This window comes from Halostagnicola larsenii XH-48, assembly GCF_000517625.1.
GTDB lineage: Archaea > Halobacteriota > Halobacteria > Halobacteriales > Natrialbaceae > Halostagnicola > Halostagnicola larsenii.
The window spans coordinates 1,346,731-1,362,996 of the sequence record NZ_CP007055.1 but is presented as its reverse complement, the minus strand read 5'-3'; the positions used below and the strand labels follow the sequence as shown (position 1 = coordinate 1,362,996).

General features: G+C 61.1%; 22 protein-coding genes. 1 reads left to right on the top strand and 21 read right to left on the bottom strand.

From position 1 onward, the window contains the following. Nucleotides 1–4: 4 nt before the first annotated feature. The 14 genes from HALLA_RS06935 to HALLA_RS06875 are packed head-to-tail and all read right to left on the bottom strand — an operon-like array spanning nucleotide 5 to nucleotide 8,312. The gene (locus HALLA_RS06935; protein ID WP_049952688.1) at nucleotides 5–1,714 is read right to left on the bottom strand and encodes a hypothetical protein; all 1,710 of its coding nucleotides are present in this window, start codon (nucleotides 1,712–1,714) and stop codon (nucleotides 5–7) included. Next, on the bottom strand, nucleotides 1,614–2,942 hold the full coding sequence (locus tag HALLA_RS06930) for a hypothetical protein (protein WP_049952687.1): 1,329 nt from the start codon (nucleotides 2,940–2,942) through the stop codon (nucleotides 1,614–1,616). Before HALLA_RS06930 ends, HALLA_RS06935 begins: the two co-directional genes overlap by 101 nt. Then, nucleotides 2,935–3,453: a hypothetical protein gene (locus tag HALLA_RS06925; RefSeq protein ID WP_049952686.1), complete on the bottom strand. Its 519-nt coding sequence runs from the start codon at nucleotides 3,451–3,453 to the stop codon at nucleotides 2,935–2,937. The genes HALLA_RS06930 and HALLA_RS06925 overlap by 8 nt, the downstream gene beginning before the upstream one ends. After that, nucleotides 3,450–3,797, bottom strand: a complete 348-nt coding sequence (locus HALLA_RS06920; protein ID WP_049952685.1) for a hypothetical protein — start codon at nucleotides 3,795–3,797, stop codon at nucleotides 3,450–3,452. The genes HALLA_RS06925 and HALLA_RS06920 overlap by 4 nt, the downstream gene beginning before the upstream one ends. Beyond that, nucleotides 3,797–4,978, bottom strand: coding sequence for a hypothetical protein (locus tag HALLA_RS06915; RefSeq protein WP_049952655.1), 1,182 nt, complete (start codon nucleotides 4,976–4,978; stop codon nucleotides 3,797–3,799). The genes HALLA_RS06920 and HALLA_RS06915 overlap by 1 nt, the downstream gene beginning before the upstream one ends. 6 nt (nucleotides 4,979–4,984) lie before the next feature. Beyond that, nucleotides 4,985–5,116 carry a hypothetical protein gene (locus tag HALLA_RS21605; RefSeq protein ID WP_277921477.1) on the bottom strand — a complete coding sequence of 44 codons (132 nt, stop codon included), beginning with the start codon at nucleotides 5,114–5,116 and terminating at the stop codon, nucleotides 4,985–4,987. Nucleotides 5,117–5,129: 13 nt separating this feature from the next. Further along, on the bottom strand, nucleotides 5,130–5,633 hold the full coding sequence (locus HALLA_RS06910) for a hypothetical protein (protein WP_049952654.1): 504 nt from the start codon (nucleotides 5,631–5,633) through the stop codon (nucleotides 5,130–5,132). Then, complete coding sequence (locus HALLA_RS06905; RefSeq protein ID WP_049952653.1) at nucleotides 5,633–6,097, bottom strand: hypothetical protein; 465 nt, start codon at nucleotides 6,095–6,097, stop codon at nucleotides 5,633–5,635. Before HALLA_RS06905 ends, HALLA_RS06910 begins: the two co-directional genes overlap by 1 nt. Before the next feature lie 49 nt (nucleotides 6,098–6,146). Next, entirely contained in the window at nucleotides 6,147–6,602 is a 456-nt protein-coding gene (locus HALLA_RS06900) for a hypothetical protein (RefSeq protein WP_049952652.1), read from the bottom strand. Further along, a complete protein-coding gene (locus tag HALLA_RS06895) occupies nucleotides 6,599–6,946 on the bottom strand; it encodes a hypothetical protein (RefSeq protein WP_049952651.1) in 348 nt (115 codons plus the stop codon). Before HALLA_RS06895 ends, HALLA_RS06900 begins: the two co-directional genes overlap by 4 nt. Next, complete coding sequence (locus HALLA_RS06890) at nucleotides 6,946–7,392, bottom strand: hypothetical protein (RefSeq protein WP_049952650.1); 447 nt, start codon at nucleotides 7,390–7,392, stop codon at nucleotides 6,946–6,948. The genes HALLA_RS06895 and HALLA_RS06890 overlap by 1 nt, the downstream gene beginning before the upstream one ends. Before the next feature lie 56 nt (nucleotides 7,393–7,448). Further along, a complete protein-coding gene (locus tag HALLA_RS06885; RefSeq protein WP_049952649.1) occupies nucleotides 7,449–7,844 on the bottom strand; it encodes a hypothetical protein in 396 nt (131 codons plus the stop codon). Further along, a complete protein-coding gene (locus tag HALLA_RS06880) occupies nucleotides 7,837–8,067 on the bottom strand; it encodes a hypothetical protein (protein ID WP_049952648.1) in 231 nt (76 codons plus the stop codon). Before HALLA_RS06880 ends, HALLA_RS06885 begins: the two co-directional genes overlap by 8 nt. 5 nt (nucleotides 8,068–8,072) lie before the next feature. Continuing rightward, on the bottom strand, nucleotides 8,073–8,312 hold the full coding sequence (locus HALLA_RS06875; RefSeq protein ID WP_049952647.1) for a hypothetical protein: 240 nt from the start codon (nucleotides 8,310–8,312) through the stop codon (nucleotides 8,073–8,075). Nucleotides 8,313–8,458: 146 nt separating this feature from the next. On the opposite strand from HALLA_RS06875, the gene HALLA_RS06870 reads away from it, so the two are divergent. Continuing rightward, entirely contained in the window at nucleotides 8,459–8,758 is a 300-nt protein-coding gene (locus tag HALLA_RS06870; RefSeq protein ID WP_049952646.1) for a hypothetical protein, read from the top strand. Nucleotides 8,759–8,799: 41 nt separating this feature from the next. Here HALLA_RS06870 and HALLA_RS06865 read toward each other — a convergent pair whose 3' ends face one another. The 7 genes from HALLA_RS06865 to HALLA_RS06835 all read right to left on the bottom strand — a co-directional run bounded on the left by HALLA_RS06865 (nucleotide 8,800) and on the right by HALLA_RS06835 (nucleotide 16,259). After that, nucleotides 8,800–9,006, bottom strand: coding sequence for a hypothetical protein (locus tag HALLA_RS06865; RefSeq protein WP_049952644.1), 207 nt, complete (start codon nucleotides 9,004–9,006; stop codon nucleotides 8,800–8,802). 57 nt (nucleotides 9,007–9,063) lie between these two features. Next, nucleotides 9,064–9,921, bottom strand: coding sequence for a metallophosphoesterase family protein (locus tag HALLA_RS06860; RefSeq protein WP_049952643.1), 858 nt, complete (start codon nucleotides 9,919–9,921; stop codon nucleotides 9,064–9,066). A 2-nt stretch (nucleotides 9,922–9,923) separates the two neighbouring features. Then, nucleotides 9,924–10,811: a hypothetical protein gene (locus HALLA_RS06855; protein ID WP_049952684.1), complete on the bottom strand. Its 888-nt coding sequence runs from the start codon at nucleotides 10,809–10,811 to the stop codon at nucleotides 9,924–9,926. Nucleotides 10,812–10,944: 133 nt separating this feature from the next. After that, complete coding sequence (locus tag HALLA_RS06850) at nucleotides 10,945–12,015, bottom strand: phage major capsid protein (protein WP_049952683.1); 1,071 nt, start codon at nucleotides 12,013–12,015, stop codon at nucleotides 10,945–10,947. A 195-nt stretch (nucleotides 12,016–12,210) separates the two neighbouring features. Beyond that, nucleotides 12,211–12,639, bottom strand: a complete 429-nt coding sequence (locus tag HALLA_RS06845) for a hypothetical protein (protein WP_049952640.1) — start codon at nucleotides 12,637–12,639, stop codon at nucleotides 12,211–12,213. Between the two features lie 72 nt (nucleotides 12,640–12,711). Beyond that, entirely contained in the window at nucleotides 12,712–14,235 is a 1,524-nt protein-coding gene (locus tag HALLA_RS06840) for a hypothetical protein (RefSeq protein WP_049952639.1), read from the bottom strand. A gap of 344 nt (nucleotides 14,236–14,579) precedes the next feature. Next, nucleotides 14,580–16,259 carry a hypothetical protein gene (locus HALLA_RS06835; RefSeq protein ID WP_049952682.1) on the bottom strand — a complete coding sequence of 560 codons (1,680 nt, stop codon included), beginning with the start codon at nucleotides 16,257–16,259 and terminating at the stop codon, nucleotides 14,580–14,582. Nucleotides 16,260–16,266 lie beyond the last annotated feature (7 nt).

Sequence of the window (16,266 nt, the reverse complement as noted above, 5' to 3'; positions counted from 1 at the left end):
CCTGTCACGGATTCGACCACGTAATCGACTCGCTCGAGATCACCCGCTGTTGTTCCTCGACCTCGAATTCGGCGAAGACCGACCGGGAGAGCAACGTGCCGTCATCGGCTAACTGCCCGGCCTCGCGAAGCGTCTCGCCGACGATCTCGTCGGGTTGGATGATCGCCCGAAGGTTCGCCATGCCGATCCCATCGGGCGTGATCGCGGCCACGTTCGCGGTCAGATCATGCCGGGTGACTGCTTGGGCCTTATGACCGTACCGTGGCGTGCCTTCCTGCGGGTCCGAGTCCTGCGGATAGCGACTGAACCCGTACTGGACTGTCACGCCCCGCTCCGAGCTGGGGAAGTTTGCAGAGAGCGTGTCGGTGTTCGAAGCCGTGATGAAACTCTCTGCATCGGTGTTCCGAAGCCCGATGAACTGCTCGTTTGAGGTGTCGTTCCACTCCGTCTCGAGCACGGCCTCGGTGACGTCCCGCCGCGTGGACGTCGTGAACTCGACGGGGGCCTGGTCGGGGTAGAGTTCGGGGCCGTCGAGATCTCCGAACTCGTTCACCTCGCTATCGAAATAGTAGTCGTATCTCGTATCGAAGAAACTGAAGATATCGACGATCGTCTCCTCGCCGTTGCCTGACGGATTCGACGTAGCCTCGAGGCGGAAGTGATACGTCCCGGGCTCGATATCCCCGTCAGTCCAGGCGTCGGCGCTGTCCCCAGAGAGGTCACTGAAGAAATCGTCGTCACCGAATCCTCTCCAGAAGAGACTCAACCCACTGCTTCCCTCGTAGATGGTCGCTCGGCCGACTTCGGTTTCGGTGTCGTGTTCGATGAGCGCTAACTCAACCGTCGGGTTGTTCCCATCAGACCCGGCGTAGTCCGTGTTAAACCGCGCACCGATCCCGATGTTGTCCGCCTCGAGGAGGTACTCGAGTTCAAACGGCTCGTAGATCACGTAGTCGCCCTCCTCCTGGAACGCGTATGCAGAACCACCGACGTAATCACTGTTTAGGTCCGACGATGCAGTACTTTCTTGGAGAACAGGCCTACGGCTTTCGATGAAATTCGATTGGACGTCTCGAACTTCGTCCGCCTCGGCAACGACGGGATCGGTGGGTTCGGGATCGACGAACGAACTGAACGGCTCGTCTCCGGAGCTCCCGATGAGCAGCTCGTCTAACTGGAGGACGATCACCTCATCGCCGAGCGCCGTATCGCCGGTCGTTGGGTCCGTGACGTCCGAGCCATACGCGTACTGCGTGGGAAGGTTCGGATCGTTAGCCACCAACGCGTCTCTAACAGCCTCTTGACCGGCATCCGTCAGGACGCCCTTCGAGGTGCTGTCGTCGTTCTCGACTGTGAGTGTGTATTCGACGTCGACGGGGCTGGAGAACTCACTCTCTGGGATCGTCGCCCGCGATATCATATCACCGTCCGCGTTGAAGAGCCCGATTTCGCGGATGGCCGTCTCTGTGACCGACGCACTGTAGTCGGCACTCGTCAGGTCGGGGAACGACTCCGAGACTGACACGCGCTCGAGTTCGTTGCCGAGCTCGGTGTTGTTCCGACTCAGCCCCTCGGCGGCGTCGCCGACGGCGATCTCGCTGATTGCGACTGGATCAGCCCCACCCCAGACATCGCGGGCCTGGTCGCGACCGACGTTCGTGAACCGAACCTGGTCGAACGCAACGCCACCGACAGTCCCCGAAGGAGTGATCACCGCTCCAACGTTCGTGCTGGTGATCTGGTTGCGGACCGAGTCCCCGATCGGCCTCGCGCATCTCGACGCGTTTGACCGTATCGCTCATCCGCACCAGCATGTCGTCCTGGTTGCCGCGCTTCTCGACGATCGTCAGGATGGTCTCGTCACTGCCCCAGAGATACTGCACCTCTGCGATCCGGAAGTCACCATCAATCCCACGGGGCTTGATTTCGATATTGATGACCTGGCCCGGCTCGGCTTCGTAGAGGCCGTAGGTCGTCACCGTCCCCGTGATCGTCGGCTGACGCTCGTCGAGGATGTTCTGGGCGACGTCCCGCGCATCGTCGATGTTCGTGATCTCCTCGCGAGTCACCTCTTCGGGCTCGCGGAGCGGGTCGTTCGTCCCCAGACTCTCCTGGAGGTCGAGCTTGTCGTCGCCTCGATCGACAGTAACTGACTCGTCGCCGCCGTTGAAGAAGACCGTCACCTCGTTGAGCGATTCCTTGCCTTCCTCGGGGATGTCGTACTCGAGCCACTGCGTGTTGTCGATATCGCGTGGCGCGGCCTCTGCTTCCCGTGGCCGGAAGTAGAACTCGAGATCTGCGTTGACGCCGAACTCTTCGTTTTCGGATTTCCCACCGAGTTCGTTTAAGACCGTCTCGACTCGCTCGCCACGGAACGATCGCGTGAGTTGCTGCTCATCGCCGACGGTGACGTTCTCGGGGACGAATTGAATCGGGGTGTACTCGGTGATCATCTCCTCGAGGGCCTCGAAGATGCTCTGGCCGCTCAGATCTGACTCGACGACGCCCCGTCGGAGGAACTGGTCGAAGCTGTAACACTCGACCTCGAGCACGTCCGCCCCGTTCCGATCGGCCTCGCGACGCTCGACGACGTAGCCCGTGAACCGGCGAGTGTACTCGTTCTCACCGACGGTCCGTATCGTCCCTTCGTTGTGGAGCGTCCCGGCGTTGACGACGTTAGCATAGGTTTCGGTCTCGCCGGACTCGACGGTCACGGTTTCACCGTCTTCGATGACGAGCGACTCCGGCGGATTCGGATCGAACTCCCGATACTCGAAGTCGAGACGCGTCCCTCGAGGAACCTCCTCGAACTTCTCGCCGTCGACGTCGTCCATGTAGGCGATCGCGTAGTTGCCGAACGGGTTGGCCGTGTCAACGATTTCGACGTCGAAGACCTCCGACTCGACAGTCTCCTCGTTGACGATCACACGCCACTCAGCCATCGGCCATCACCCGCCTGAGTTTGAGCGTCGGGACGACGATGACGCCCTGCTCTGCACTGGCCCGGACCGTCCGCAGCGCCTGGGACCCTTCCGGGACGACGTCGAACGCACCGAGTCCGTAGATCCCGTTGAAATCCAGCGTGAGAGATGTGCGACCGAGTTTCTGCCCTACCATGCTCTTGAGCGTAGTAGCTCTCGAAACTGCGTTATCGGTGAACTCAACGCCGATCTCGAAGCCATCGTACGCCGCCTTGATCTTGTCCTCATAGTTCGGAAAGTCGAATGTCGTCCGTCGAACGACCGAATTCGGCCGCCCGACTGACCGGTCGACCACGATATCGTCTCGGAACTCGACGCTCTGGGAACCATACGAGAGCGTTATCGGGCCGTTTCCGGTCGCGGTCGGTGTCTCTGCGACCTGCGATCCGCTTCCGTGCGTTGTGTTCACTCGAGTGAGCGAGACCTCGCAATCGACGAAGTTCGTCTGGCCGACATCGTAGGCGATCGTCACCGCAGTGTCTTGCTCTGCAGCTGGGGCGACGCGGATGTCGTCATCGTATTCGGGTAGTCGATATTCAGGAGGAGGTCCTCGCCATCGCTGTGAGATTTGAGCAGATCTGCGAGTTCAATCGCCCGGCTGTAGGCGTCACTCTCCGTGTATCGGACTGACAGCGTATAGCCCTCTGATCGAGACCACTGGTCCTGCCATCGGGGGTTGATAGACCCCTTGTTGGATGGCCCCGACTCGGGTTTCCCGATATCCTGGCCGACGAGCGGTGCCCCACCGCCCTCGGCGAGCAGCGGGAGTTCGAGCGTGGTGCCATCGCGCTCGAGCGTCGCGATCGCGACGGCCATTAGCCGAAACGCCCCCGTCGGTTCGTTTCGTCATCGCGATGCCTCGCGAGGCCGCGATCAACGCGGCGGGAATCGAGATAGACGGCGACGTCTTGTGACCTCGAGGCTCCGAACGACGGCGATTCACCACCGCCGCCACCGAGGGCCTCTTCCGTCCCTGGGACCGTCTTCGCACCCATCTCCATCCCGGTGCCAAAGTGCTGCATCAGGTCCGAACCCCAGCGCTCGGCCATCCGATCGTTGGCTCGAATATCGAAGCTGATGGAGTCGGATATCTTCGACTTCACATCGTCGACGGCGCCGTCGAGTTCTGGCATCGCGTCTCGGATACCGGAAACGAACTCATCGATGAGGTCCGACCCCCAGCCCGCCGCGTCGTTAACGAGCCCGGTGAACTTATCCGCCGTGTTCCCGGTCCACGTTTTGATGTCCCCACTGAGACCGGTCAGCCCCTTCCAGACTGCGTCGACGAAGTCGCCGGCGAGTGACGCACCGTCACCGGCGAGATTCCTGAGCCACGTGAGGATCCCCTTGATCGCGTCGACGGTCTTCGTTCGGATGCCGTTCCAGTCGGTGATGAACGCCGCCGTGAGCAGTGCGAGGGCAGCGATAACGGCTGCGATCGCGACCGGGACCGCGCCGACCGCCCCGACAACCGCCGTGACTGCGGAGATAACCGCCTTCCCGGCTGTGACTAAGGCCGTTTGCGCTCCCGCAAGCCCGCCCATGTACGCGCCGGCAGCCGCGACGGCTGCGCCGACAGTCCCGAGGACGGCGACGATCGTCCCCAGCACGCCGATCAACGTCCCCACGGCGCCGTCGGCTTCGAAGATAGCCGCAGACCACTCGTAAAACTTCGTCGTCAGCGGGCTCAACACCGGCCGGAGAACGCCGTCCATCTGGAAGGCAACGCCCTCGAGGATGGCGAACAGCCCGCTCATCGATTCGCCGATGACCGGCACCTGACTCAAGAGTCCCGTCGCTGCGACTGCGAGGCCGGCGGTCACGGCGGTCATCGCTCCCTGCCACTGTTCGCTGAACCCCTGCATTTCCTCTGCAGAGGTGCCGACGCTCTCGGACGTCGTCTCGAACTCGTCGCCGACGCTCTCGAGGTCGGATTCGGTCTCCTCGATACCCTCTGGGCGCATCTGGACGACTAACTCGTGTGCTTCACTCGACATGATTGGTCAGGTTTCAAACCGTTTTGCTTCCTCGTTGTACAGTCTCGATTTGAGCTTCGCCGCCAGAACCCGGTCCATGAGGCTCTTTTCGCGCGCTTCTGACGGCCAGGAGTTCGTCAAATCACAGGCCAGTGCCATCCTCAGACCTCGCTTACTTTTTGCGAAACCCGTCGGCTGCGCCTGCCTGGCGCTTCACCTCCTCTTCGATCGCGTCGAAGGCGGCCCCAACGTGTTCTCCAATCGCGTCCGGCCCGTACCGAACGTAGATCTCGTAGAACACCTCTTTGGAGTACTTCGCCTCGACGGTCACGTCCGCGAGGACGCTTGCAGCCTCGTCCATCGAGCGCTCGATGTTTTGCATGTCACCAGGCTCCGGGTCGTCGAGTTCGGCGAGCATCGAATCGACGTGACTTATGCGGTTGATGAGTTCGCCATTCATGACTGCCTCAAGGTGGGCGAGGTTCCCGCCGGGGAGCGTGACCCTCGTTTCGATGAGATCTCCGCCATGCTCTTCGTCGAGCGAGTCCAGGAGTTCCTCCTGCTCGGCTTCGAGCTCGCGACGCGTCTCTCTGGACTCGTCGACGAGTCGCTGTTTGCGCTCGGCTTTCTCTTCCTCGGTGAGACCCGTCAGTTCGTCCGGAAGTTCTCGAGCCATTACGTTGTCCCCGCAGGTGCGAAGTTGCTGACATCAGCCCCGGTACCCGAGAGACTCTGGGAGACGAATTCGCCTTCTGACGCCTCCCACAGCGGCATCTCCTCGAAGTAGACGTCGTCGATCGACCCCTCGAGGGTGGTGTCGCCGTTCGCGGAGGTGATCGTCCCCTCGATCGAGAAGAGCGCGACGTCTGAGGTGTCCTCGATCGAGGAGCCGGCGGAGGTGACGCCCATCCACCACTGGGCGAACGTCTCGTCGAATTTAGCGTACTCCACCTCGACCGGGACCGACAGTTCGCGTTTCTTGACGCTCTCGCGCTTGATGCTATCGGCAGTGAACAGTTCGATGTGCTCGGCAGAGAGCATGACCGACACGCTCTGGAGCCCAGCGACCGGCACGTCGCCGTCCTGAGGGTCCGTCACGGACAGTGTCATGCTATCGCCGAAATACGGTTCTGCAGCCATACCTGCGGCGTGACGCAACCACGTTAAAACCGTTTCCCCGAGTGAAGAGCTACCGTGCGCCGGTCAGATCGATCTGGATTGCCATCACGGAGTGATCGACGCCACGGGCGCGGGCACTCCCCCGGAGGTCTTCCTCGCCGACGGGCGCGATATCCGTCCACTGCGTTTGGTCCTCGAGGTCGACCGTGTAGCCACGGATGATCTCACGGACGTCGTGGGCGTACTCCAGGCACGGGTCCGATCCCTCCGGCGTCCAGACCTCCGCCCGGACCATTGGTTCCTCGACGAGTGTATTGTATCCAGCGCCGAGTTTCTGGTAGTCGTCCGATCCGGGCCGCTGGACGTAGATCGCGTCTCGCATGTCTCGAGCCTTCTTTGAAGAGAAATCCGTCTCCTCGTAGCGCTCGATGTAATCGGGTTCCCCGCCGGCGTTCGCCCAGTCCTCCGCGGCAGCCCCCTCGAGGATATCGACGATCGTCTGGACTGGATCCAGGCTGGAGCTCATGCGTCCACCCGGTCCATGAGTGCCGTCCAGGTCGACCCGTCGTCAGGTGCGTTGTGGTCGTTGGTGGCGTGGGCCTCCGCCGCCTCCTCGCCGGCGACCGTCTCGTCACAGCTCGAACACTGGTAGATCACTCTCCCGGCTCCATCCGAGACGGTTCCCGACGTCTGTTCGCCGGCGTCGGTACTCGAATCGGCGATCGTCTCGAGGGCGGTGGCGATGCGGCCGAGCTGCGTGAGGACACCGACCTGGAAGGCTTGCTCCTCGCTGAGGCCGTCGTAGTCTTCCTCTCTGGGGTCTTCGTCAGGAGTCTCCGCGGTCCGTGATTTGGATCGGTCACGCGGCATTAGAACTCACGCTCCACGGACGCGCTGATACCGCGCGCTTGTAGATACGCTTCCTGTGCTTCCTTTCCCGGTTCCACGAACGGGTTGGCCTCGGTCCCTTCTTTCGCGATCTTGTGGCGGACAGCCCACGCCGCGCCTTCGTCCCCGAGGATGCGTCGCGACCAGCGCTCGAGGCCGTCCATCGCGTGGACTGGGATCCAGTGTGGTTCCGATCCATCCTCGACAGCGGCGGCGTACCCTGCCGAGTAGCCCCACTCCCAGGTGCCATCGGCGAGTTCCTCCGGCGGGTAGCCAGAGTTCGCGAGGAACGAGTCCGCGCCATGCGAGACGTGTTCCTGCGAGACTTCGAAGCCGCGATCGGCGGCGTCCCGCAGCGCTTTGCGCGTGCCACGGCGGACGTTCCCCGCGGCATCCGTCGACGTCGAGCTGGTACTCACGTTCAGCATGGCTGGCGAGTGACGCAACTCTGTGATAAACGTAGCCCCGGAGAAACCGTGGACCGCTACCGAGTCGAAAAGATGCCGATGTTGGGTTGGTCCTCGAGGTAGCCGAGATACTCGCGCCCCCATTTGGTCTGCGTGAGCGAGTCCTGGGTCTCGCCCGTGACCGTGTTGTAGCTCACGCTCCCGCCGGCTTGGGACTCCGACTGCGCTTCGCCCTCGCGAAGCGCCCACTTGTGGGCGGCGAGGAGGATGATACGATCCTTCCGATTCCCGTGCGTTCGAGAGGTATAGAGCACCTGCTGGCCGAAGATATCTCGGTCCATCCGGTCGGCTGCCTCGATGAGGAGCTCGGCCTGACTCTTGTCTTCGCCATCGTCGGGCTCTTTCGGGATCTCGGTCGCGCCGTACTGCGCTTCCACCTCGGCGACGCTGGGGAGATCGTCGCTACTACTCATCGTCACGCCCCGCGAGTGCCTCGCGTCGGTCCTCGATCGCGTTCTGGACGCTCGAGCGATCGTCGACTTCCTCGAGGTCGTCCAGGAGGTCGTCGACGTCGCCCGCCGTGATCTTCGAGATTGCCGTCTGGTAGTTCGCGTCCGCCAGCTTCGCGACCGGGTCGACGTCGTCAGTGTCGTCGGTGTCGGGAGTTATGGAGGGGAAGAGAGTGTGACCTGGCATGACGATCACCGATCAGGGTCCTTTCGCAGGCTGTCTCCTTCCCAGTCACCCAACTGGCCCGAGGCCTCGTACGTGTCGGGGTTGTCCCGACCGTCGATCCCGGCGTCGTCGAGATCGTAGCGCTCCTGGTCGATCGGGTCGAACTCCTCTTCGGAGAACGCTGTTTTGCGGGCACGCTCCCGGAAGGCATGGTACTCGCCGTCGACGGCACGGGCGCTCTCATCCCGCCTACTGAAGATGGTCATACACGGCGAGTGACGTAACCCCCTGATAAATCTTCGCGGCGACGTCTTCGTCGGTTGTCTCGAGTGATGATGAGTTATGAAAGGCACCAATCCGCAAGTCGGTACACTATGACAAATATTATATTCTAACTTCCGAAGACGTTTCCATGGACATAAACTGGATTGAAGCAGTCGCAGAGTCGGTCAAATATCTTGCCGGTGGGTTTGCTGGTGCGTTTGTAACCTCATCTCTTGACTATGATCTACCGGCCCAGATCTCATTCTTCGTCGCCGGAATGGTGATGCTGTTCGTATTAGTTATCGTGTCCCGCAAAATAGACCCGGACAACCAGGATGAGATGTTGGAAGATGCAGTACGCGAATCAGTTGAGGAAACTGTTCCCAAGGCAGTTCAAGAGTCGATCCGGGAAGAATTACAAGTCGTTGACCAACAGAAGGGTGATTGAATCGATCCGATTCGGTAGCTACAGCTTAGAAGTGAGCTAAATCAATGGAGCTCGTCTGTAGTCGATTTGAAGAAGTATGTAATCGCAGAGCCAGCGACACCTCCAATCAAAGCCGCACTTTGCCACGAGGGTGCCTGCGAAGTGAGTGATTCCCCCATCTTCGCGATCGTGAAGATAACCACCATTGTGATTACAACCGCTGCAAAGCCGCCGACGAGGTTTTTAATGAGTTTGTCCCAGTCTGACATACCCTCATGTCAAAGTTAGAAAAGATAATAGTTTCGGCCGCAATTATAGCTCCGAATCTACCACGTGGCGGTCGTGATCGTCCCCGACGAGTCAGCCCCGACATCGTAGTAATAACATGTTGCCTCATTGTTTGTTGTGTCAATGTCGAGCCATCGCACGTCCCCAGTATAGTTCGTATCGCTGTTATGGACGAGATGGCGTGATAGGACGTATTCGACTCCATTGACGGTCGTTGATCCGCGCCCCTCATCATTAAACAGATGGCCGTTATTGACCATCACGACGTTTCCGCGCTCGAGGACATTCTGAACGTGTGGCGCATTCGAACAATAGAAGTACTCTCGGTAGTCGGTGTACCAATCCTCTGCGGAGAGGTCGCCATAGTCAAACGCAGCAAGTGGGGCGTGTGCGTAGACGAATGTCGGGATATCGGGGTCGTCGTCCATCAACCGGTGCAGGAATGATATTTGGTCCGGCGACACCATCGCCCCCACTTGATGGAGTTCATGATGGCCCTGATAGGGGTGGGTATCAAGCCAAACATGCCTAACTCCATCTTCCTCAAAACTCCCATAGCGTGGATACTCGTCCCGCGGGAAATACTCACGGTAGATGTCAAGCGGTCGATCGTGGTTACCGCGTGCGATGATTCTCAAGTCACCGTTGAGGTTGCTAAGGACTTGATTTTGAGCCACCTCAAAGTCACTTTTGTAATATTTGTTATCTGTTGCCCAGTTGCCCCAGTTGATGTCAGAGGTTGTTGGACCGAGTGGCCGAATATCTCCGAGATGAACGTTCCAGTCCACGTTCTCGGAATTTAGTCTGCTGACCGCATCATTTGATTTGCTTACTCCGTTCTCCGTCCGCCGACTATCCGCGATATGAGTGTCGGCGAGCAATCCTATTTTCACCATTCTCAATACCCCCACACTTGGATCCCGGACAGTCGGTGCAGGTGGCCGGTCCCTCCACTAACTCTAACCTGAGCGCGGACCCACCCCAAATCGTTCTCGTTCCACTCCCCATCGTCATAATCCTCTAATGTGAGTGGGATAAACGGGGTCATGAAATCGGTTCCAGAATTGGCTGTTATCTCGATTTCGAGCGTTCCGAGCCCCTGCGATCCAGGATCACGGTCCAATTCGACGAAGACACTCTCGCCGTCTGTATCATTTGATATAATCCCGCCAAATGCAAGATATGCAGGACCGGCATCTGCATTACCCACAAATGGGTAGTAAATACTTTCGTGCAAAACGCTCTCGTAACTTGTGTTGGTGAAGGTATACTCGGTCGTCCCCGGCTCAACCAAGTGGTTGACGTTAGACGATGTGATGAGTTGTGGACCATCTGCGGACTGATAATCTCTCGAGACAAGGCCACTGTCGCTATTCGGCGTCGGTGGGGCTCGACTCGTATACGTCTCGGGTTGGATGCCCTCCTGCTCTCGGTAGGTCGTTGTCGCGTTGTCCCCCGTCACAGGGTCTTTGAGATTCTCTTCCTCTGCACCCACCGATGAAAGCCCCGTCAGGTCCACGTCTCGCATCTCGTGCTCGCCAGATTGTGGAACCTCGAGGACCAACTTACCATCCTCGATATACCAGTCAGCGTCGATATTGGTGATTTCGTCATTCTCAACATCCCCAAGGACGATGCGTTTAGTCACTGCTGCGTCCTCCGTTTCGTTGCTGGTTGACTCGGTTGGCGGCCCGTCGTCCGCGTCGCTTTCCGAAGAGCACCCCGCTAATGCCGTCAGGCCCATCGCCGAGGACACGGCAAGCACCGCCCGACGTGTTAGATCCATGCGAAACTCCACTGATAGACTGACAATAAGTTATGTGGTTATCTTCGCTTGACTGACGCATGGTCTGTCCGGACACCTCCCCAGTAAAACTGTTTCCCTCGCTCGAGAAGAAAACCGAGATCGCCGCGATCACCTACGCCGTCGAGTGCGTGACCGTCGCGCCGCCGTCTTCCTGCCGCCAGACCGCGTCAACATAAGACCTCACGTTCGATCCCTGGAGATCGCGGATCGGGTCCTCCCAGTCCTTCGTGACGAGATCCATGTCGTCCCAGAGGACGAGCGCGAACAGATCTCGATTGTAGGCCACCGCGCCGATGTCGTCCGTATCCTGGTAGTTCCAGGAGCCATCGGGACTGAGGGTCTTCGTGTCGTCGGCTCCGTTGTAGGTGCCGTGCGACCCCTTCCAGCGCTCCATCCCCATGATGGACCCCATCTGTCGGTCCTGCAGCGGCTCGGTCGATCCGCCACGGTTGGCGTAGACGACGTTCGTGTCGTCGAAGATCGCCTTCTCGAACCGTGGGTGAACGATCGCCGCGTTGGCCTCGCCGAAGTCCTGCATGTCGACCTCGGTCGCCCCGCCGTTGAGCGCCTGGACTGCAGACGCGTCGGTCGTCCCGCCGACATCAGCGTCGAAGGACTGTCCAGCGCCGTCGACGAGGTTGACGAGACCGAAGCGGTTGATCGTATTCTCGACTGCCGCGCCGGCCTCGCGAGCGAGCTGCTCGACGACGTCCGGTTCGGACTCGTTGATGATCTCGTCGGAGATCTCGAAGCCTCGAGCGACCTTTTGGCAGTCGAAGCTGACCGTGTCGAAGCCGTCCTGTCCGGTCTCGATCTCCGCGCCCTGCGCGATGACGTCCGCGTGGCTCTCGTCAGTGACCCGCGGGATGTCTCCCTTGCGCTTGGTGGCGTTGTGGATGAACGCCGCGTCGCGGAAGATCTTCCGTGGCTGTGCGCCCTGGATGATCGTCGTCTCGAGTTCCTCGCGGAAGAGGACGTCCAGCTCGGTGACGCTGTCGTTCAGCAGTGCGCGCTGGATGTACTGATCCTTGTCCATCGTCGCGTCGCCCGAGAGGAACCGCTCCTGGTCGTCCTCGTTGAACTCCTTGCGGGCCAGCGTCCGGGCGACGCTCTCTTCGTGCGTGTTGCCGAGTTCGCCGTCGTGCGCGGCGGGCGAGTAGCCCTGCGAGACGGGTGCAGCCAAGTGACGCGTGTTGTCGACACTCTGCAGGTGTCGCTGCCGTTCGTCCGCGTTGGTGATCCACGCCCGACCGACGTCGGATGCGGAGAAACCGGTGTTGTCCAGCGCTGCGAGTAGCAGCCCCTTGAGTCGGGGGTTGCCGGGGCTGTCGCCAGTACGACTTCAGCTGTCGTTGCGTTTTGTAGTGTGACACCATCGTTATGCACTCTCCTCTGCGACGCCGATGTGTTCGATCTGGATCGGGGCGTCGCCACCGTCGCCGCTGTCGTCTCTGAACGCCCGCCCGACGACGTAGTCGCCAGCCGACGCGGTCTGTACCTCTCCGTTCTCACCACTCCCGCCGCCACTCGCGATGAGATCGCCGGAGGTCACGTCGCCAGTTCCACTGGTTGCTCGAGCACGCCCGCCGCCCTCGAGGACGAGAATAGTATCGCCAGCCGCCGCGCTGTAGGCGGCGAAGCCAGTGACGGGCTCGCCGTCGGTATCCGACGGAGTCACCTCGTCATCATCAGTGCCGGCCTTGACGAGTTGGCCTTGTTTGATAGCAACTTCCGCGACGTAGGCGTGGGCGGAGTACTGCCGCCCAGGACTGAGCGCCACGGGGAGTTCGTAGTCTCTAAACACCATACTCCCGGCGTGACGCACCCCTCTTATAACATTTTCTCCGTTGAGAAACAGCCGTGGAATAGACGCCGATGTCTACGTCAGCATGACGTCTTCGTGCTCGCCCGAACCGCCACTGTCGCCATCCTCACTGTAGAAGTCCTCGCCGTTCTGATGCTCGCGGGCCTGACGGACAGGCTGGTCTTCGAGCTTCGAGAGTCGGCGTTCTTTCTCCTCGATTTCGTCCTCGAGCTCCTCGACGGTCTCGTCGACGTCACCTTTGTACTCCGAGAGCATCTCCTTGACCGACTCGAGTTCGCTGGTGAACTTGCCGATCGTGTCGACGGCCTCGCGAAGCTCTTCCTGACCCATGCCGTCGCCGTTTTCGTCACCGTTTTCGTCGCCATCACCATCGCCCTCTGGTTCTTCGGCCATGTTCTCCATGACCCACTCCTCGAGGCCCTGGACGGCAGCTTCCTCGAGGTCATCGGCGCCGGCGTCCTCGACGAACTTCTCGAGGCTGTCCTGGATCTCTTCGGGATCGACGTCGGCGTTCTCGCCAACCCACGCGAGGAACTCGGATGCCGGAGCCTCCATGTCTCCCTCGGACTGTCGGTACTGTTCGATCAGCGTCTGGATGAGTTCGAGGTCGCCGCCTTCCTGGAGGACCTGCTGCATCTCGGCGAGCAGCTTGTTGATCCGCTGTCGTTGTTTTTTACCCATATCCCCGGCGTGACGGGAGGTGTTTAAAGGCGTTTCCCCGCTTCCCGGAGGCCCGCTCTCGCCACCACTGCGGAGAATGAGGCCGGTATGATCGTAGCCGTGGTCCTCTGCCATCGCGATCGCGCGGCCCCGCGCCTGTTGTTCCATCTCGACCGGTCGGCTGGCGGGTCCGAACACCAGGCCGACGCCAGAGTACCACATCTCCGTGAGGCGACTCGCTCCCGTTTCGGGATCCGTCTCTGACTCCTCGCCGACGATCTCGACGCTCGGCCCGACCGGCGGCGTCTGGGTTCCCGGATCGTCTGCACTCTCGAGGACTTCGTCCATTAGCTCGATCGACGCCTGGCTCGCCGGCGACTCGCCGTGGAGCTTGATGTCGCCGTACATCCGGTCCTGGTCGTCGACGATGATGGAGTCGGTTGGGATCGTCCCGATATCGCCCAGCGATGCCGCGTTGTGCAGCGCCGGCCCGTGCAGGAAGTTGATCTCGGCTTCCTCGACGTCGTCGCCGGTCTCAGGATCGACCCAGTTCTCCGCCGAGGCGCGGATGCCTTCGGCACTGTAGATCGCCGTCGACCTCGAGCCGGCGTCGGTCCACGCACCAGGCGCGAGGAGCATCACGTTCTCGTACTTGACGCCGTCGCCATCCATCTCGATGCGCCGGATATCGCCCGGGTTTCGGAACTCCGCAAGGGCGGCGAGGTCGTCGTCATCCTCGTCGGGGTCGGCCTCGAGGTAATCCTCGAGCACGCCACGGTCCTGCATGTCCTCGCAGAGCTCGCGAGCGATGTCCAGGTCCATGTCCGGGTTGCCGTCCGCCATCTGCCGAGCGGCGTGCTCGACGTCATCGTCGTCGGTGTTCTGCAGGTATCGAACGCCGGGTGGGAGTCGTCGCATACCTGCGGCGTGACGCAACCCCGATATAAGCGTTCAGGTGCCGACGACCCGGACCGGCTGATGAGTACACTGAATGTGGGGAGACCACTCTCGGGCGTCGTGATCGATGAACCGGTCGTTGGCTTCCTGGATCAGTTCTTTTAGCCGATCCATGTGGACGCCGTTCTCAGGGGATTTGGTCGGAGATCCACTGACAGGCCTCCGTGCTCCGCTCGGGATCGTACGGCATTCCTGACCATTTAAACCGCAGTTCTTCGAAGTCGTCGCGCTCTCGGTAGCCGTCTTCGCGTGCGTTCCCCACTGCGTTTTGCGTGATGTCTCGGCCGATGCGCTGGGCTTCGTACTCATCGAGATCGGCGCCGGGGATGTCCTGGATGTGGTCCGTGATGGGGTTCAGCGACCAGCCGCGGGACTCGGACTCGAGGGCGTCCTGGAGGGCGTTCTCGAGGAAGCCGATCTGCGCGCCGTCGAGTGTCTGCAGCGATGAGCCGTTGATCGCCTCCGGGATGGGCGTCCTCGAGGCGCGCCGTGACGAAGTCGGGGAGGTCGTCGGCGTTGAACTCGAAGAGCGTCCTCGAGGAGTCGTCACTCCAGAGCACCTTCTCGACGACGTCCCGCCAGACGAGTTCCTCCTGGGTCAGGTCGTCGCCGCTGACCGAGTCGTGGAACAGCGCTCGGCCGCAGTTACGATTTCCCGTACCGTGCCCCCGGTCGCGATCGCCGTCGCTGAACAACCCCATCCCGCCACCATCGCCACCGGCGTCGTCGGCGAGCTCGGGCGGCGCTTCACGACTGTCGCTTTCGTCCCAGGCGGCGTGGCCGACCATTTCCCGGATCTCGTCGCGATGGAACGCCCAGTCGACCGTCGAGAGCCATTCAGTGACCTGGGTCGGGTCGCTGACGACGTCTCCGAAGACGACGTTGATCTCGATGTCCTCCGGGAACGGTGAGTAGCGTCGGAGGATCGGGCGGAGGATCTCCTTCTTGAACTGGTTTGCCCGACGGGTCTGCTCAGTCCGCGCCTGGCGTTCGAACTTCCGCTCCCGCGACTCTGCGGGCGAGCCATCACCGAGGCCGGCGCTGCCGAAGTTGGTCCACTCGAGCGGGATTCCAAAGGAGCCGGCGAGCAGCGAGATGTCCGTCTCGGTGATCTGCTTCATGCCGTCGCCCATGCCCGGTGACTCAAGGGCGTTGATCTCGAGGTCGCCGCCGTGCGTCCAGGCCGTTTCCTCGTCGACGCGCTCCGGGCGGAACTTGCGATTGATGCGCCTCATCACCTTGTCCGGGATGGACTGGCCCTCGCTCCCGACGGAGACGTCGTATTTCGGCGATCCGTGCAGCTTGATCGCGTTGGCTCGCTGCTCCTGGTTCGAAACGTAGCGGTTGATCTCATCCAGGTTCTGCTCGACCAGCGAGTCGCCGAGTGGGCCGCCCGAGGAGTCCTTGAACGTAAAGTGGCCGACGTTGTCGATATCAACGGGCTGGGATTTCGGCTTCCCGCGTGGCCCCTTGATGATCTGCCGGAGGGTTGTGATCTCGCCGTAGTCGTTCCAGTCGACGTCCATCGTCGTCGGGTCGATCAGCTCGAGATGAGAGAACTCGCCGGCGCGCGTCTCGACGATCTCCGGCCAGGCGTCGCCCGCCCAGTAGCTCTGGATGCCAGCGTCGATCATCGTCAGCTCGAGCGTGTCGCCGAACTGTTCGGTGAGCCACTCGTCGACCGTGCGACCCTGGTCGTCGGTGACCGGCGAGCTGCTCTCGAAGTCGACGCCCGTGCCGTAGGTCATCAGCGCCCGCGTGTCGATGAACTCGGTGATCGGGCCGCCGTTCAGGTAGATCTTCTCACGGCGCTTGAGTTCCTTGTATGTCCGGGGACGGGTCTGAAAGAATTTGTTAGGTCGGCTTGTGCCGCCTGCGACCCACGACGACGGCGTGGCGCGCTCGAGGATGCGGCTCAGGTAGTCCTTGACTCCCGACTGCACCTCGTCGTCGACGAGTGGTCGCTCGACAGGGTCGGTTGACATACCGACG

Excerpts from the sequence above, each read along its gene's own strand:
- HALLA_RS06920 (WP_049952685.1), bottom strand. The coding sequence starts at position 3,797 with ATGGCCGTCGCGATCGCGACGCTCGAGCGCGATGGCACCACGCTCGAA.
- HALLA_RS06900 (WP_049952652.1), bottom strand. The coding sequence starts at position 6,602 with ATGAGCTCCAGCCTGGATCCAGTCCAGACGATCGTCGATATCCTCGAG.
- HALLA_RS06905 (WP_049952653.1), bottom strand. The coding sequence starts at position 6,097 with ATGGCTGCAGAACCGTATTTCGGCGATAGCATGACACTGTCCGTGACG.
- HALLA_RS06915 (WP_049952655.1), bottom strand. The coding sequence starts at position 4,978 with ATGTCGAGTGAAGCACACGAGTTAGTCGTCCAGATGCGCCCAGAGGGT.
- HALLA_RS06870 (WP_049952646.1), top strand. The coding sequence starts at position 8,459 with ATGGACATAAACTGGATTGAAGCAGTCGCAGAGTCGGTCAAATATCTT.
- HALLA_RS21605 (WP_277921477.1), bottom strand. The coding sequence starts at position 5,116 with ATGGCACTGGCCTGTGATTTGACGAACTCCTGGCCGTCAGAAGCGCGC.
- HALLA_RS06890 (WP_049952650.1), bottom strand. The coding sequence starts at position 7,392 with ATGCTGAACGTGAGTACCAGCTCGACGTCGACGGATGCCGCGGGGAAC.
- HALLA_RS06855 (WP_049952684.1), bottom strand. The coding sequence starts at position 10,811 with ATGGATCTAACACGTCGGGCGGTGCTTGCCGTGTCCTCGGCGATGGGC.
- HALLA_RS06835 (WP_049952682.1), bottom strand. The coding sequence starts at position 16,259 with ATGTCAACCGACCCTGTCGAGCGACCACTCGTCGACGACGAGGTGCAG.
- HALLA_RS06885 (WP_049952649.1), bottom strand. The coding sequence starts at position 7,844 with ATGAGTAGTAGCGACGATCTCCCCAGCGTCGCCGAGGTGGAAGCGCAG.
- HALLA_RS06930 (WP_049952687.1), bottom strand. The coding sequence starts at position 2,942 with ATGGCTGAGTGGCGTGTGATCGTCAACGAGGAGACTGTCGAGTCGGAG.
- HALLA_RS06845 (WP_049952640.1), bottom strand. The coding sequence starts at position 12,639 with ATGGTGTTTAGAGACTACGAACTCCCCGTGGCGCTCAGTCCTGGGCGG.
- HALLA_RS06910 (WP_049952654.1), bottom strand. The coding sequence starts at position 5,633 with ATGGCTCGAGAACTTCCGGACGAACTGACGGGTCTCACCGAGGAAGAG.
- HALLA_RS06895 (WP_049952651.1), bottom strand. The coding sequence starts at position 6,946 with ATGCCGCGTGACCGATCCAAATCACGGACCGCGGAGACTCCTGACGAA.
- HALLA_RS06840 (WP_049952639.1), bottom strand. The coding sequence starts at position 14,235 with ATGCGACGACTCCCACCCGGCGTTCGATACCTGCAGAACACCGACGAC.
- HALLA_RS06875 (WP_049952647.1), bottom strand. The coding sequence starts at position 8,312 with ATGACCATCTTCAGTAGGCGGGATGAGAGCGCCCGTGCCGTCGACGGC.
- HALLA_RS06860 (WP_049952643.1), bottom strand. The coding sequence starts at position 9,921 with ATGGTGAAAATAGGATTGCTCGCCGACACTCATATCGCGGATAGTCGG.
- HALLA_RS06865 (WP_049952644.1), bottom strand. The coding sequence starts at position 9,006 with ATGTCAGACTGGGACAAACTCATTAAAAACCTCGTCGGCGGCTTTGCA.
- HALLA_RS06880 (WP_049952648.1), bottom strand. The coding sequence starts at position 8,067 with ATGCCAGGTCACACTCTCTTCCCCTCCATAACTCCCGACACCGACGAC.